Annotated in this window: 10 protein-coding genes; all 10 read right to left on the bottom strand. The window is 40.7% G+C overall.

Features of this window, described 5'->3' with window-relative positions; translation table 11 throughout:
• Positions 1 to 188: 188 nt before the first annotated feature.
• Entirely contained in the window at positions 189 to 1,664 is a 1,476-nt protein-coding gene (locus SSIN_RS03615) for a PTS galactitol transporter subunit IIC (RefSeq protein ID WP_037615905.1), read from the bottom strand.
• A gap of 34 nt (positions 1,665 to 1,698) precedes the next feature.
• The gene (locus tag SSIN_RS03610; RefSeq protein ID WP_037615903.1) at positions 1,699 to 2,004 is read right to left on the bottom strand and encodes a PTS sugar transporter subunit IIB; all 306 of its coding nucleotides are present in this window, start codon (positions 2,002 to 2,004) and stop codon (positions 1,699 to 1,701) included.
• Positions 2,005 to 2,024: 20 nt separating this feature from the next.
• Positions 2,025 to 2,501, bottom strand: coding sequence for a PTS sugar transporter subunit IIA (locus SSIN_RS03605; RefSeq protein ID WP_037615900.1), 477 nt, complete (start codon positions 2,499 to 2,501; stop codon positions 2,025 to 2,027).
• Between the two features lie 281 nt (positions 2,502 to 2,782).
• Positions 2,783 to 3,529, bottom strand: a complete 747-nt coding sequence (locus SSIN_RS03600; RefSeq protein WP_037615897.1) for a DeoR/GlpR family DNA-binding transcription regulator — start codon at positions 3,527 to 3,529, stop codon at positions 2,783 to 2,785.
• A 415-nt stretch (positions 3,530 to 3,944) separates the two neighbouring features.
• Positions 3,945 to 11,042 (bottom strand): mucin-binding protein, encoded by a 7,098-nt coding sequence (locus SSIN_RS03595; protein ID WP_084578616.1) that lies wholly within the window; start codon positions 11,040 to 11,042, stop codon positions 3,945 to 3,947.
• A gap of 449 nt (positions 11,043 to 11,491) precedes the next feature.
• Positions 11,492 to 12,322 carry a hypothetical protein gene (locus SSIN_RS03585; RefSeq protein ID WP_037615894.1) on the bottom strand — a complete coding sequence of 277 codons (831 nt, stop codon included), beginning with the start codon at positions 12,320 to 12,322 and terminating at the stop codon, positions 11,492 to 11,494.
• 12 nt (positions 12,323 to 12,334) lie between these two features.
• On the bottom strand, positions 12,335 to 13,054 hold the full coding sequence (locus SSIN_RS03580; RefSeq protein ID WP_052076755.1) for a hypothetical protein: 720 nt from the start codon (positions 13,052 to 13,054) through the stop codon (positions 12,335 to 12,337).
• A gap of 554 nt (positions 13,055 to 13,608) precedes the next feature.
• A complete protein-coding gene (gene tsf, locus SSIN_RS03575) occupies positions 13,609 to 14,652 on the bottom strand; it encodes a translation elongation factor Ts (RefSeq protein ID WP_037615891.1) in 1,044 nt (347 codons plus the stop codon).
• A gap of 81 nt (positions 14,653 to 14,733) precedes the next feature.
• Complete coding sequence (gene rpsB / locus SSIN_RS03570) at positions 14,734 to 15,516, bottom strand: 30S ribosomal protein S2 (protein WP_037615888.1); 783 nt, start codon at positions 15,514 to 15,516, stop codon at positions 14,734 to 14,736.
• Between the two features lie 372 nt (positions 15,517 to 15,888).
• Positions 15,889 to 16,600, bottom strand: a 712-nt coding sequence (locus SSIN_RS11020) for an LPXTG cell wall anchor domain-containing protein (RefSeq protein WP_037615886.1), incomplete at its 5' end; no start/stop codon positions are given.

The following is a 16,600-nucleotide window of genomic DNA, read 5'->3' as shown; positions in this document are numbered from 1 at the left end:
GCTACTGTCTTATCTCATTTTTCACTTAAAGCCTTGACAGACTTGACAAATGGTAGAAAAGAGTCCATTTAAAAAACTAGGCTTTGCCTCTTCTAGAAGCAAAGCCTGATTTTATTCGTTTTACAATATAGTATATTTCTCTGTTTTATGACTCATAGCAAGGAAACTTCATCCCTAGCAGCATAGTTTTATTTTTTATTTGCTGCATATTCTGCATTCCGTTTGATCATTTGCTTTCTGTACCAAGCAAAGATTCCAACATAAGCACCGAGGAAGATAACGGCACCAATGATTGCTTTAATATCACCAGTTGTGGTATTACCGATAGTCCAGCCCAACAGCTTTTCAATCGGTCCTTCTAGTGTAGAGTGAGTAATCAATTGAGATTGGCTCACTCCTTCAGGGAAGGCACCTACACCTTTAGCAAGTTCTGTTGCAAATGGCGCAATGAGTGTACCTGAGAGCAGGAAGAGCGGCAACAAGAGACTTCCAAAGACAATCATACGAAGCAATTTACCACGAGTGACTACCAAGAGAGCTGGCGTCACACCCATTGCAATGATACCAGCCAGTGGCAGGATACCATTTCCTACTTTAGAAAGCAAAACTGCTTCGATCAGCATGATTGGAGCAAGCACGTTAGCGCAGGCCCAGATTTCTGCACGACCAGCGATAAACGGCCAGTCCAAACCGATATTAAATTTACGACCTTGCAAACGTTTGGTTGCAACGTTTGTAATCCCTTGTGACAAAGGCTCTACAGCGGCGATAAACCAAGAACCAATCAAAGAGAAGAGTTCCAAGCAGACACCAGCAGTCAAACCAAGAGACAACCATCCTTTGATGACTAATTGCCAGGTATCACCATCTTCTACACCTGCTACTGGATGCGGAGTTCCCATGATACCGATGACCACACCGAGAAGGAAACCGATAAAGAATTTAGAACCCCAGAAACCGATTTTCTTGTTCAAGGCTGCAGCATCGAAGTCATATTTGTCCAACCAAGGGAAGAATTTATCAAAAATCTTATCCAAAACCATGATGACAGGGTTCATCATATAGTTCATGTGAGTAGAAGTCATCGGAGAAGAACTTGGTGCATTCAGCAGATCATCAAAGGTAGGCTTCATCAAGTCTGAGTTGATGATTTTCAAAACACCGACCAAGACAACCGCCGCCGTCGCAATCAGCAATGATACAGCCGGACTGACATGATTGTTATCCGCATACCACTTGATAAGCAAGCCAGTGATAGACAAATGCCAAATGTCAAAGATATCGACATCCAGAGTGTCTGTTTTCTTCAGAGCCAACATCACGACATTGACAATCAGCATGATGAGCAAGAAGTACAAGGTCCATGGAGAACCCCAAGTAATCGTTGCCAAAGGAGCCCATCCAACATCCGTGATATTAAGCTGAATCCCTGTGTTTTCAACGAATTTTGCGAGCGAAGCTGAGAAAGCTCCATTCAGCATGCCGATGATAGCTCCGATACCAGTCAAAGCGATGGCCAGCTTAATCCCACCCTCCAGCGCTTTGGAAAATTTCACGCCAAATAAAAGTGCAAGAACTGTCAAGATAATCAACATGACAATTGGGCCACCCATTTTGATAATGGGATCGAAGAACTTATTCGCTATATCAATGATAGCATTCATAAAAAACCTCCCGATTTATTTTTATTTTAATCCTTTAACTTAAGCCATGTTCTTTAATAGCCGCTTCGATATTATCATAGACCGGCGCACTCATAGCTGGAATTCTAAAAAGAATTGGGCCTGCTTCAATCACTGGAATTTCTGGTGTGAATCCTAAATCAGTCGCTGCAATCGGTGTAAAGATGTCATAACCTTGCATCAGGTCTTCGTTAACATCCTTGACCATGACCGCATCACAATGAACATCGTAACCGCGGTTTGACAACTCTTCCTCAAGGGCACTTTTGATTTGGTGGCTTGAGTTTACCCCTGCTCCGCAGGCTGCTAAAATTTTAATCATAATAAAATCCTCCGATTTATTTATTTAATGACATTTGAAATATATTGAAACAACTCTTCCTCAGAGTTTAAATGAGCTAAACCAGCTAAATTTCCATCACTAGTGAAGAAATCCATCAGCTGTGCTAAAATATTAGTTTGACTCGAGCTCGAATGGTTGATAATGAAGAACAAGAGCGACACTTCAACGGTCTGTGCAGGAGCAATCATATTATGAAAAGTCACTGATCGGTCTAGCTTCGCGACCACCACATTTTCAGTTAAGTTGTGCTCAATATCTGTATGAGGAATGGCCACATTTGGCAAATCTTTACCTAAAAACTCCATATCCAATCCCGTCGGAAATGACTTTTCCCTATCCAGAAGCGCTTCACGATAGGAAGACTTTACGATTTTTCTTTCTTCCAGTAAATCCGCCACTTGATGAAAAAGCTCTTCTTGACTCTCTGCAGTTAGGCAAAAAATCAACTCTTTATCAAACAATTGAGCAAGTTCCATTAGACCACCTCACCTTGTTTCTTTTTGTTTGTTAATTCATTATATCATTATGATATAATGATGTCAATGGTTTATTGTGTTTTTTTTATATTATTTGTTTGCATATTCTGTTTGAATTCAGACTTTATTGTTTGATGACAAAAGATATGTCTATTGGGTGTTGTGATTTAACAAGTAATTTACAACACTTGCTTCAGGTTTCTTATATAAAAAACAAACGTCACAGAATCGTGACGTTTATTTTCGTAGAGAAACTACTAAAGAGGCTAATCTAAGCCCCTTTACAAAAGGCTGGTATAGGAATTGTACTTCTCTCTAACTTTGGGTGAGAGATTTTCATCCGTTATCACCGCATCTATATTATCCAAGCGGTAAAAAGTATAGAAGGAGTAGCTGTCAAACTTGCTGTTGTCAGCAACGATATATTTTTCAATCGCATTATTGAGAATAATGGCATTCCCATTTCCTTCTTCTTCGTTGGCTGTGGTTACATTGTAGCCATCAATACCATTCACCCCGATAAAGGCTTTGGAAACCTTAATTTCCCGCAAAAGATTATTGGCAAACTGACCGACAAAAGTCTGGGTTTTAACTCGGTATCGCCCGCCAATTAGAATCAAATCAAAATTCGGATTGTCCTTCAACTTCTCAAAAATGGGTAGGGAATTGGTGACAATGCTGATATCTTTACCGTCCAGATAGTCGCCAATAAAGTCTGTAGTCGTCCCAGAACCAATAAAAACAGTATCGCCATTGACAATTAGTCCTGCACATTTTTGGGCAATAGTCTTCTTTTCTTCAATGTTCAGCATGGTTTTTTCCGAGTGAGACACCTCGTTGAGACCATCTCGAACCTTTTTATGTGCCCCACCATGGACTCTAGTCAGCAAGCCCTGCTTTTCCAAATCAATCAAATCGCGCCGAATAGTCATATCCGTGACATGGAGCAATTCTTTCAAGTTCTTTACCGAGACAACGCCTGACTGATCAAGCTCTTGCAAAATAATTCTTTGACGGCTTTCTTTCATAACAATTCTCCTTTAATGACTGTTCCGCATGTAGTCGAAGCTACCAGCTCGCTTATAGATAAAGAAAACAGTCGAGCTGCTGCTTCTGAAGTTTTCAAACAGTTATCTTTCCCTTATTATACTATATTTTTCCGATATAAACAAAAGAAGGTTGATATTTTTTTATAAAAATTATATCATTTTCTTTTTTGTTTGTTTATAATTGTCATTTTTAAACAATTGGTGTAAGAATCAAATCAACCCTTACGACTATGATGCTGCAAATATGAGAACTAAGTGGTAAAGACTTGTTTTCGACTAAACTCAACTATGTCTTAATGACATTTAAACAAAAGATATAAAAAAGAGAGAACTTGCGTTCTCTCTCGGTGCTAGAATTTATTACCTATTAGCCAAAAAGAATGGATTAGAGATCTCAATCTTCTTTTTTACGGCGAGTTCCAATACCAATCAGCGTCAATAGCGCCCCTATTCCTGCTGCCGTCATAACTTTCGCATTCTCAGTATCCTCACCTGTACGTGGAAGAACTGGTGCTGGAGTTGTTGGCGATTTTGGTTGTGTTGGAGCGAGCGGTGTCACTGGAGGCTCTGGCTTAACCGGAGTATCAGGAACCTCTGGAGTTGTCGGCACTGCGCTGTAATACACGTCCTTAACAATATTTTCTTGGGTAACTGCTTCTGACGGAACGGTCGCAACATCCACAGTGTAACCTGGAATCACTGGTGATGGAACTGCGTTATAGTTAGCTTTATCGCTTGTCCAAGCTGTGGCAGAAACTTGATTGCCAGTCACCTTGTCTGTCGTCACGGTACGAGTCCAAGTCGCTGTTTGTACTTGGTCAGCTGGGGTTTGCCCTCCTGCACCATGGTAACGAACAGTCAAGTTTACATTCTTGCTTTCTTGGGATTCAGTTGTGCCGTGTTTCAAGCGAATCACTACGTTTTGATCTACACTGCTGTCGGTGTCGAATTGACTTGGCAGAGCGTCCTGAGAAGCTACTTCGTAACCTTGTGCCAAGTAGCCTGCAACTACGGTGTCGTATTTCGTTTGAGCTGCGGCCGGAAGAGCTGCACCTGACTCACCTGTTGTCAATTCAACTTGGTTTTCCAGAGTCTGACCTGTTGTCTCATCTACTACCGTGTACGTCACTTTTTGCGTTTGGATTGTGTAGTGCACATCCTTGACAATGTTTTCTTGGGTAACTGCTTCTGACGGAACGGTCGCAACATCCACAGTGTAACCTGGAATCACTGGTGACGGCACTGCGTCATAGTTGGCTTTATCACTTGTCCAAACTGTGGCAGAAACTGGTTGGCCAGTCACCTTGTCTGTCGTCACGGTACGAGTCCAAGTTGCTGTCTGCACTTGATCAGCTGGTGTTTGGCTGCCTGCACCATGGTAACGAACAGTCATGCTTACTTGTTTTGTTTCTTCGACTGAAACGGTTTTGTGTTTCAAGCGAATGACTACATTTTGATCCACACTGCTGTCGGTGTCGAATTGACTTGGCAGAGCGTCCTGAGAAGCCACTTCATAACCTTTTGCCAAGTAGCCTGCGACTACGGTATCGTATTTCGTTTGCGCTGCTGCTGGCAGAGCTGCACCTGAATCACCGGTGGTCAATTCAACTTGATGCTCCAGTGTCTGACCAGTTGTCTCATCTACAACTGTGTAAGTAACCTTTTGGTTTTGAGCAGTATAATGCACATCCTTGACAATGTTTTCTTGGGTAACTGCTTCTGACGGAACGGTCGCAACATCCACAGTGTAACCTGGAATCACTGGTGACGGCACAGCGTCATAGTTGGTTTTGTCACTTGTCCAAACTGTGGCAGAAACTGGTTGGCCAGTCACCTTGTCTGTCGTCACGGTACGAGTCCAAGTCGCTGTTTGTACTTGGTCAGCTGGAGTTTGCCCTCCTGCACCATGGTAACGAACAGTCAGGTTCACAGACTTGCTTTCTTGGATATCAGTTGTGCCGTGTTTCACATGGACAACAACATTTTGATCATAGCTACTATCAAGGTCGAACTTAGCTGGAAGCGGATCTTTTGAAACCAATTCATAACCTTGGGCTAGATAAGCATCCACGATTGAATCATACTTAGCTTCTGTGTCATTTGGAAGAGGAGTGTCAGAGTTCCCACTTGTAAGCTCTTTCTTATCTTCCAAAGTGGTATTAGTTGTATCATCAATGATGGTATAGGTTACTTTTTGCTTGTCTGCCTTGTATTTAACCGTAACGGTGATATCATCCTGATTAGCAGTTACGTTTTCTGCGTCAACTTTAGCCTTATCTGGGGTGTAACCATCAACAGTTGGAGAAACTACCTCTGGGAAGGTTCCAGTAGATGGTGTCCAAGCCCCTGGTGTAGTATTCTTTGTTACTTCATCTGTTTGTATTTCTCTAGAGAAAGTCAAGGTAGATTTCTTCTCTGGAGCAGCTGGTGTGTTATCTTCTTCGTAGACGTAGTTAATCGTTTGAGTTACAGTCTTAGTTTCTGTAGAAGTTGATACTTTGTGTTTCAAGCGAATCACTACGTTTTGGTCCACACTGCTATCGGTGTCAAATTGAGCTGGCAATTCATCCTTGGCAACCACTTCGTAACCTTGTGCTAAGTAGCCTGCGACTACGGTGTCGTATTTCGTTTGCGCTGCTCCTGGCAGAGCTGCACCTGAATCACCGGTGGTCAATTCAACTTGATGTTCCAGTGTCTGACCTGTTATCTCATCTACAACTGTGTACGTCACTTTTTGCGTTTGGATTGTGTAATGCACATCCTTGACAATATTCTCTTGGGTAACTGCTTCAGATGGAACTGTATCAATATCTACGCTGTAACCTGGAATCACTGGTGACGGCACAGCGTCATAGTTGGCTTTGTCACTTGTCCAAACTGTGGCAGAAACTGGTTGGCCAGTCACCTTGTCTGTCGTCACGGTACGAGTCCAAGTCGCTGTTTGTACTTGGTCAGCTGGAGTTTGGCTGCCTGCACCATGGTAACGAACGGTCAGGTTCACGGACTTGCTTGCTTGAGATTCAGTTGTGCCGTGTTTCAAGCGAATCACTACATTTTGGTCCACGCTGCTGTCGGTGTCAAATTGGGCTGGCAATTCATCCTTAGAAGCCACTTCGTAACCTTGTGTTAAGTAGCCTGCGACTACGGTGTCGTATTTCGTTTGTGCTGCAGCTGGAAGAGCAGCACCAGACTCGCCTGTTGTCAATTCAACTTGATTTTCCAGAGTCTGACCGGTTGTCTCATCTACAACTGTGTAAGTAACTTTTTGCGTTTGGATTGTGTAATATACATCCTTAACAATATTCTCTTGAGTAACGGTTTCTGCTGGAACCGTTGCAATATCCACGCTATAACCAGGAATCATTGGAGACGGAACAGCATCATAGTTTGCTTTGTCGCTTGTCCAAGCTGTGGCAGAAACTTCTGTACCTGTGATTTTATCTTTTGTTACTGTACGAGTCCAAGTGGCTGTTTGCACCTTATCTGCTGGTGTTTGTCCGCCAGCACCATGGTAACGAACAGTCAAGTTTACAGACTTGCTTTCTTGGATATCAGTTGTACCATGCTTCAAGTGAACAACCACATTTTGATCGTGGTTACTATCAAGGTCGAACTTAGCTGGAAGCTGGTCTTTCGAAACCAATTCATAACCTTGAGCTAGATAAGCATTCACCATTAAATCATATTTTTCTCGGGCACTAGCTGAAAGAGGAGTATCAGAGCCTCCGCTGGTAAGTACTTCCTTATCTTTCAGCGTTTTTTGAGCAGTGTCGTCAATGATGGTATAGGTTACTTTTTGCTTATCTGCTTTATAGGTAACCGTTTCTTCAATATCTGCGCTATCTCCCGTAATCTGTTCAACGGCTGCTACAGTTGCCTTATCTGGTGTATAACCATCAATCTTTGGAGAAACTACCTCTGGGAAGGTTCCGGTAGACGGGATCCAAGAATCCTTATAGACAATCTTATTAGTCACCCGATCCTTTTTGATAAGCCGGGTAAAGTCCAGAATCTGAACCTTCGTATCCGCTGCCTCTGTGTTATCTTCGTAAACATACTTGATAGTCTCCCTGACAGTCCTAAAGTCTTGAACTAAATCTATCTTATGACGTAGATGAACTTCAAAGGTTTGAAGAGTTTCATTGTAAGTCACACCATTTGCTGGATAATTATCTGAAACAAGTTCATAATTTTGATCAGTATATTTCTTAATAGTGGTAGCTGTTTGATATGGATCAGTCTGACCATAAAGTCCATTCAAATCCTTCGTTTCAAGCGTTTCGCCTGTTGTGTCATCAATGTAAGTGACCTTTGCACTAGCTGGATTAGCTTTGTAAACAACTGTCTTTTCGATATTGGCACTGTTAGCCGTAATATTGTCAACCGCTGGAACCTCCGCTAAATCTGGAGTGTAACCTTTGATTGTTGGTGATGTTACGGCCACAAAACTTGTTCCATTTTCCGCTGTCCAATCACCAGTTGTAACATTTGTAACAAGGTCAGTTGTTGCTGTTCTGGTGAATTTTAAGCTACTAGTGTGGTCTGGAGCTGCTGTGGCACCGCCATCATAAATATAATGGATAGTTTCCTTAACCGTCTTTTCTTCTGCTACTGAGGTTGTTTTATGACGCAGACGAATAGTGACATTCTGATCAACCGTATCATTGGTGTCAAATTGATTCGGTAGCGCTTCCTGAGAAACCAACTCATAGTTTTGGGCTAAATAGCCTGCTACAACAGCATCGTAAGTCGTTTGCGCTTGCCCTGACACAGCCCCGTTGGAGACACCTTTTTCCAACAAAACTTTATCTTCCAGCGTCTGACCTGTTGTCTCATTAATCACCGTATAAGTCAGTTTCTGTTCATTCGCCTTGTACACGACCTTACGTTCCACATCACTGCTGGTAGCACTGATGTTCGCAACTGCATCAACAGTTGGAAGGTCCGCTGTGTATCCTGCAATCACAGGAGAGGTTACCGCTGGGAAGGTAGCTGTTGATGGAGACCAAGTACCCTCACTGACAATATCATTGGTTACCAGATCCTTGGTGTTGGTCCGATTAAAGTCTAGGTTTTGAACTTTAGGAGTAGCTGCTTCGCTGCCATTCTCATAGACATATTGAATCGTTTCTTTGACAGTTTTAGTTTCAACTTCTGGAGCTGTCTTGTGACGTAAGTGAACCTCAAAGGTTTGAGGATCATCAGTATAGGTCACACCAGCTGGTGGATAATCATCTGAAACGAGTTCATAGTTTTTATCTGTGTACTTTTTGATTGTTTCAGCTGTTTTATATGGATCAGTAGTATTATATGCACCAGTCAGTTCTTTTGTTTCAAGAACTTTTTCTCCTTTAGCATCGTCGTCAATGTATTTGACTTTGGCATAGGATTGTTTGGGTGAGTACACATAGTAAAAGTTTTGATCCTCATTGATGAATGGAATCGGCTTGGCTTCTTTTAATTGTGAGCCATACCCATTAATTGCTGTATCAGCAGTTACAAGAGTATAGCCTGAAATTGTTTTTGGACCAGCTTGATAATCAGGTGTTTGGGGGGCCATTGCTCCTGCTGGATAGCCATACTTAAAGTCTCGAGTTTCTAACTCCTTACCATTTGTGTCAACATAGTGTATGGTGATCTTCTTTTGACCGACAGCACGCGCAATGGATGGAGTTGTTTTCGCAGAAAGCTTTTCCTCTTTTATCTTTTTTATAGTACCATTGTCATCAACACTATAACTAAAACTCTTAGACCCTTCACCTAGAGCATTTTCAATTGATGAATCCGCAAAAGTAATCCGAGTTGAATGACCTGTACCTTGAATAACGTTAGCATTTTTTAAAATACTACTAACTTTTCTGTTAACCTCTTCTGTTCTATTAATTTCTTGATACTTATCGCCCATTTGAGCATAGTCGTCAGTTGGCCAAATATCATGATAGGTAGTAGCACCATTTCCTGTCATTTTTCCTAAATTAATAGCAACTGTGTAGGTCCCATCTCCATTATCAATAACAACCGAAGAATTTTTACCTGCTTGTTTTAATGCTTTAACAATCTCTTCATCAGTTGAATTTGCTGGCAGTTCAATTAATTTGTTATCTGGATCTGAATTGATGCTAATAGAAGTTGAAGTATCTCCTTTAACAAGATATTTTCCATCCTCACTAATTGCTAAAGTAGAAGTATATCTTTTAAGGTCTGGTTTGATACTAACAATTTTTGACCCATTACCTGGTTTTATATGATGGACAGAAATGATATCACCATTTGGAATTCCTGTTTGTCCAGAGTTGGTACCATCGCTTGACAATAAATTATTATAATAATTTGCGTCCCCAGTTGAAGTGCCTATTTTTATTGAATTTGCTCTATCGCTACTTGCACTATTATAAACAGCAAAAGGCGCCTGTGCTTTCTCAAATGTTCTTGGCGTTGGTTTAAAAGTAAACTTATTGCCATTTATTTCTAAAATAATATTTTCATAACTTGATTTTGCTGTAAATTTCCCAATAGTCGCTGCTTTTTGGGTAATTTCAACAATCTTTTGTCCTGAAAAGTTATTATTTAAAGTGATTACATAAGCCAGATTATTTGGGTTAGAATAATCAAATTTAATTGTTCCAACTCCATTTATTGGTTCTTCTGTTCCAGAACCAAGATTTGAATAATAGGCACCATACGCGTTATTTGTCAATTTAACTGGAATACGAATCTTTGAACCAGCATTTAACGTACCATCTTGAGTAAGCGTAAACTTCATATGAATTTGGTCAAAAGCTATTTCTTGATTTGACAAAACCTTTTCATCTCCAGGATTCATACTTGTTCCATCTTTTGTCGTAACAGTTACGGAAAAGTTTGAAATATGTGAAGAAGCTTCTGCGACACTTCTACGAGTACGCACCGCACCTGCCGAACGAAAGGCAGAATAAGACTGCGCATTAGTTGACTGTTCGATTGGCTTAGACTCGTCAGAAACTGAATTTTCTTTTGCAACTGCTGCAGAGGTTGAAGTATCCGCAGATACCTTGTTTGTGCTTTCTGTCACTGAGCTGGTTGTCGGAACTGATACTTTCTCGTCTGGCTGCCCAGTAGTTTGTGCTGGAGTTTCAGTTTTTTCTACTACTGTTGCTCCTGAAGCTGGAGCGGCATTCTCTGACACTGCCGCAGGTGTTTGAGAACTATTATTTTCAGCGACTACTGAAGTCCCTTCTGATACTGGTGCTTCAGTTGTTGAAACTGAAGAACTTGGAGTTGATACCTCCGAAGTCAAGCCTGCTGCCGCAGTTGTGTCAGTCGAAGCTGGAGCCGTACCATTCTCTGTTGACACAGCGCTCACACTACTGTTCTCATCCGCTTGAACAGTCGGCGCGCCAATAGCCAACCCGTATACAGCCAGACTGGCTATTGCAATCGAAACAAGCCCAACATTTTTCTTTCTCAAAGAAAATTTATCGTGTTTGCCCTTATAAATTTTAAAACTTTTCACTATTCCTTCCTTCCTTAGGTATATCTATTTATTAACTCAGTTTACCTAAACTATTAAGCAAACTTGAATTTAATGATACAAAACTAAAATGTTGAATATTTTAGAAGAGTTCATTCCCCTTTGGCAAGACTTTACTTTGCCTCCCAAAAAAACAGAATACTTCCATATTATATATTATACTTTTGCTATGAGAATAATTCAAATAATATGCAAAAAAAGTATACAAAAATTACAAAAGCGTAACTTCCCAAACTGAGTTCTGTTTTCCCCAAAAACTAACAGTTATCCTAAAACAGATATTTATAGGGAAACGACCGAAGCAACACTGTAGTCTAGTAAATACACTAAAAAAGAGAACAGACTGTTCTCTTTGGCAACCGGAATTCAGCACTCATCCTCATTACTGGTGAGTCACAGTTATTTCCCTTACTATTATATAGGTAAGATGTTTATTCGAAGCTATCAATCGTTGCATTGATAATCTTGAGTGACTCTTTTGTATAATCTTTTTTATTAGCTTCTGCTTTTGCTGCTGGACGCGGTTTAACAATCGGCTCAGATTTTATCACTGGACGTGACTTAACCACTGGCTCAGACTTTACTTCTGGACGCGGCTTAACGACTGACTCAGACTTTACTTCTGGACGCGGCTTAACAGCTGGCTGAGAACTTACCGAACCTTGTGATTTAGCAACGGGCTCAGACTTTACTTCCGGACGCGGTCTAACTACTGGCTCAGGATCTGAGAACGGAGCAGCTTCAATTTGTGCTGCCAACTCATCTTCCTCAACATCATCGATAGCAGCACTTGCGCTGAATGATTGCTTCGTGCCCCATTGCTTGCGAGCATCTAACTCACGAACGATAAAGACTGGATTGCAAAATTCTTTCGGAACAAGAACTTTGATTTGATCCTCTGTAAAAAGCTCGGCTCCATCTAGATCCGAAACAATATCCCAAGCAATATGTCCATCAGCACCACGTACATAATCACCAAATTCGTCTCGTCGGCAAACTAAGAAGCTCGGCAGACCCAAACTCTGAGTGATGTTGACATAGCGCATACCTGTATCAACTTCCCAAACTCCTGAAAAAACAGCTTCAAACAAGGCTCTGTACTGATCCTCTGAATCAAGAGAAAAACCATTAATGGTTTTCATAGCATTGGCACTGTACGCTCTCGATAAAACTTCCAGTTTTTTCTTATATGTATCAAAAGATTTGCCCTTCAAGAACTGGTCTTGTCCAACAGTTAAAATCGGTTTTTCAATTTCTGACATGATTCAAAACTCCTATTCATTATTATTCAGATTAAATCTCAAAGTGATCAGCATTAGTTTTGGTTTGGAAGCACCAAGTAGCTTACGTGCTAATACTATTTTAAAAATCCCCACAACATTTCCCTTAGCGTCCTGTCTAAAATTTTTCCCAACAACTTCAACATTACGCTGATGCTTCTCTTTGACAGTATCACGGACAGCTTTCATCATTGAATCTTTAATTTCATCCGTATTGGAGTACTGACTATAAAAAGAAACAGACTGTTGCTTTTTAAAGACCGCTCGATAGACCAGCTTTCTATAATATCTCTTATAGATAATTGCCAGTAGAAACGGTGCAGCCAAATACAAGTCAATAACTGGATCTTTTAGAAAAACAAATAGCCGATTATCAAAATAACTAATCACGGACAAGTAGCCCAAGGCGGATAAAATTTTAAAATAATTGCTTGCTATCGTAATGTTCTCAAAGCTATTTGTCACCAGAAAACCTATCAACATATAAGCAAATGATCCAACCAAGGAAACAATATGGATATAATTTAAAGGAATACCGAGAATATTATGCGTCAGAAGTAGGAGTGCCGTTCCGGCAACAAACACAATTCCAACAAAATAGACAAACTCTGCTAACCATTTCAACAAGACTAGCAGAACCAAGTAATAATCTCTCTTCTTTTTAGTCTTTTTCTTTTTTTTCGGTTTTTTATACTCTAAGTCAATAAACACCATAGAGTAGGTCCTACACTTTCCCTAATTAAATTTTTATACAAAATAGCCCAGCCGTCTTTACTAAAACAACTCTGCTCTCAATCGCTACAGATCTTTACCTTTAAAAGCCTTAGCGAATAAAATTCCGCAATTACATATATAGTAACAAAAAAATGCCAATATTACAACAAAAAGTGTAACGCTTACATCATCCTGCCTCAGAAGGCTTAAGTCCCTGTACACAAGTCAAAACACTTGTAAAGCACAGGAAAAAATAAGCTGATTTTCGTTCATCCTCTAATAACAATTTCTGTTACAAATCACAGAACTATCTAAGCAGCAAATTCATCACAGGCGCAAACAGCCTCTGGACTTACTCAATGAGAATTTGGCGCTTTTGCCACCCAGAATTTATAGCATCTTTCGAGTGTAGAAAAAGCCTCCTATAAACTAAACCTAATTAAAAGCAATAAAGCTATAATTAGAAAGATTCATATGAGGCTTTTTAATAAACACCACAAAACAGGGCAGAATAAGAGCCCTATCTTGTGTTATTTTGCATGCTTTTCTTACTCTTATTTTTGACCAAGGGCAGCTGCCATAGTTGCAGCAACTTCTGATTCAAAATCATTAGCAGCTTTTTCAATCCCTTCACCCACTTCAAAACGAGCGAAAGCAATCACTGCTGCATTCACAGACTCAAGGTAAGCTTCAACTGTCTTGCTGTCATCCATAATGTAAACTTGTGCAAGAAGTGTATATGCTTGGTCAACTTTTGTGTTGTCAAGCAAGAAGCGATCCATTTTACCTGGGATGATCTTGTCCCAGATTTTTTCTGGTTTACCTTCAGCTGCGAGTTCAGCTTTGATGTCTTCCTCAGCTTGTGCAATCACTTCGTCAGTCAATTGAGCTTTAGAACCGTATTTCAAGTGTGGAAGGGCTGGTTTGTTAACCATAGCACGGCTTTCGTTATCTTGATCGATAGCGTGGTTCAATTGTGCCAATTCATCTTTGACAAATTGCTCATCCAATTCTTTATATGAAAGAACACTTGGTTTCATAGCTGCAATGTGCATTGACAATTGTTTAGCAAGAGCGTCATCACCGCCATCTACAACTGAGATAACACCGATACGGCCACCGTTATGCTGGTAAGCACCAAAGTGTTGCTCATCTGTCTTTTCAATCAAGGCAAAACGGCGGAATGAGATTTTTTCTCCGATAGTAGCAGTTGCAGATACGTATGCTGCTTCAAGAGTTTCACCTGAAGGCATTGTCAATGCAAATGCTTCTTCGTTGTTAGCTGGCTTGCCTTCAGCGATTACTTTAGCTGTAGTATTTACCAATTCAACGAATTGAGCATTTTTCGCAACGAAGTCAGTTTCAGCGTTAACTTCAACAACTGCTGCAACGTTACCATCTACGTACACACCCGTCAAACCTTCAGCGGCAACACGGTCAGCTTTCTTAGCTGCTTTTGCCATACCTTTTTCGCGAAGCAATTCAATTGCTTTTTCGATGTCGCCATCAACTTCAACCAATGCTTTCTTAGCATCCATGACACCAGCACCAGATTTTTCGCGCAATTCTTTTACCAGCTTAGCTGTAATTTCTGCCATTTTTCTTCTCCTATGTTTACTATTTTTAAATAAAGGGGCAGGGCTGAGCCCCGCCCCTTTAGGTTAATTGACTTATAAAAATTATGCGTTGTCGCCTTCTACAACTTCAACGATTTCTTCGATTGAGTCTGCTTGCGTTTCAGTTGCAGCAAATTCTGCTTCAACAGCTACTACAGCGTCCTCACCTTGACGACCTTCGATAACAGCGTCAGCCATTTTCGCAGTGATCAATTTAACGGCACGGATCGCATCGTCGTTAGCAGGGATAATCACATCGATATCGTCTGGATCAGTGTTTGTGTCAACCATCGCAACTACTGGAATACCAAGTTTCTTAGCTTCCTTAACAGCGATTTGCTCTTTATGAGGGTCAACAACATACATTACATCTGGGATACGAGGCATTTCTTCAATACCACCCAAGAATTTTTCAAGACGAGCACGTTGTTTGTTCAAAAGTGCTACTTCTTTCTTAGGAAGAACTTCAAAGATTCCTTCTTCTTCCATACGTTTGATTTCTTTCAAACGAGCAACACGTTTTTGGATAGTTGTCCAGTTTGTAAGAGTTCCACCCAACCAACGGTGGTTGATGTAGTATTGACCAGCACGTTCTGCTTCTTCTTTTACAGCTTCAGCAGCTTGCTTTTTAGTACCAACAAACAAGATAACTGCATCATTCGCAGCTGCATCACGCATGAAGTCATAAGCTTGATCAGCGTATTTTACAGTTTGTTGAAGGTCAATAACGTGGATACCGTTACGTTCAGTGAAGATGTACTTAGCCATCTTAGGGTTCCAGCGACGAGTTTGGTGACCAAAGTGAACACCAGCCTCAAGAAGTTGTTTCATTGAAATTACTGCCATGAGTAAATTCTCCTTTTTGTTTTTTTCCTCTTTTAGATTTCAGCTCGCAGGACCACCCGAAGGCAACGGACCCACAATTCATCTAAAATGAGTATTTCTGCCGTTTACACGACATCTATTATCATATCAAAAATTCTGTCTTTTGACAAGTGCTTTAGACATTTCATATTTCTAATCTTTTTCTAATAAAGCGACAGTTATTTAAAAGACATCTCTTTATAGAATCTAGCTAAAAGTGAATGTTTTGCGCATATAAAACAGTATTTAGAATCTCTCAAAGAACTTCTCCACAATAAAAAGAGAGGACAAATTAGTCCCCTCTTTTAATCAGCTTCAACATTCTTACGTATAAGCGCGGAATGAACTTTATGATTATTCCTCTTCTTTACGTTTTTTGAAGCCAAGGATTGACATCGCTGATGCCACCATCGCTAAACCAAGCACTGCTGCTCCTGTATGGTCTGTTTCACCTGTTGCAGGCAATTCAGTTTGAGGCGTAGTTGGAACTACTGGAGTTGTAGGAGTAGCTGGAGGTGTTTGTGGTTTTTCAGGTGGTGTCTGAGGCTTTTCAGGTGGTGTTTGTGGTTTTTCAGGTGTTACCACAGTAACTGTGTTAGAATCGCGCTCAACATCATTGACGATTTCTGTAAAGGTATTCTCTACTGTACCATAGTCAAGCTGTTTCACTTGCATGTAACCGATCGCTTGGAATTCACTGTCATCAGAAATCTTGCTCAAGAAGTCATTAGAGAAGCTGTAGACAACTGTTCTAGCCTTATGATCAATATTTTGGTTGACATATTGAGTCAGATCAGTTCCTTTAGCAATCTTCGTGCTATCTTTCAAGAGAATATCTGTGTTGGCAATCCATTTGTGAACGCCATTGTATTCTACAAGCGGTGAATAAGTATCCTTCACTTCAATCTTGTCAATAGACTGACCACGTTTCGCTGGCAAGTAAGAAGTATTCAGCTCGAAGTTGTACACATCGCCAACATTAACCGTCTTGCCGTTCAGAGAGTTTTGATCTTTCAGACCATCTTCAACTGTCGCTACAACATCTTTCTTCGGATTAATCTTCGGA

The sequence above is a fragment of the Streptococcus sinensis genome (genome assembly GCF_000767835.1).
In the GTDB taxonomy this organism is placed as follows: Bacteria; Bacillota; Bacilli; order Lactobacillales; family Streptococcaceae; genus Streptococcus; species Streptococcus sinensis.
The sequence above is the reverse complement of the archived record's forward strand: the minus strand, read 5'-3'. Positions and strand labels throughout refer to the sequence as shown.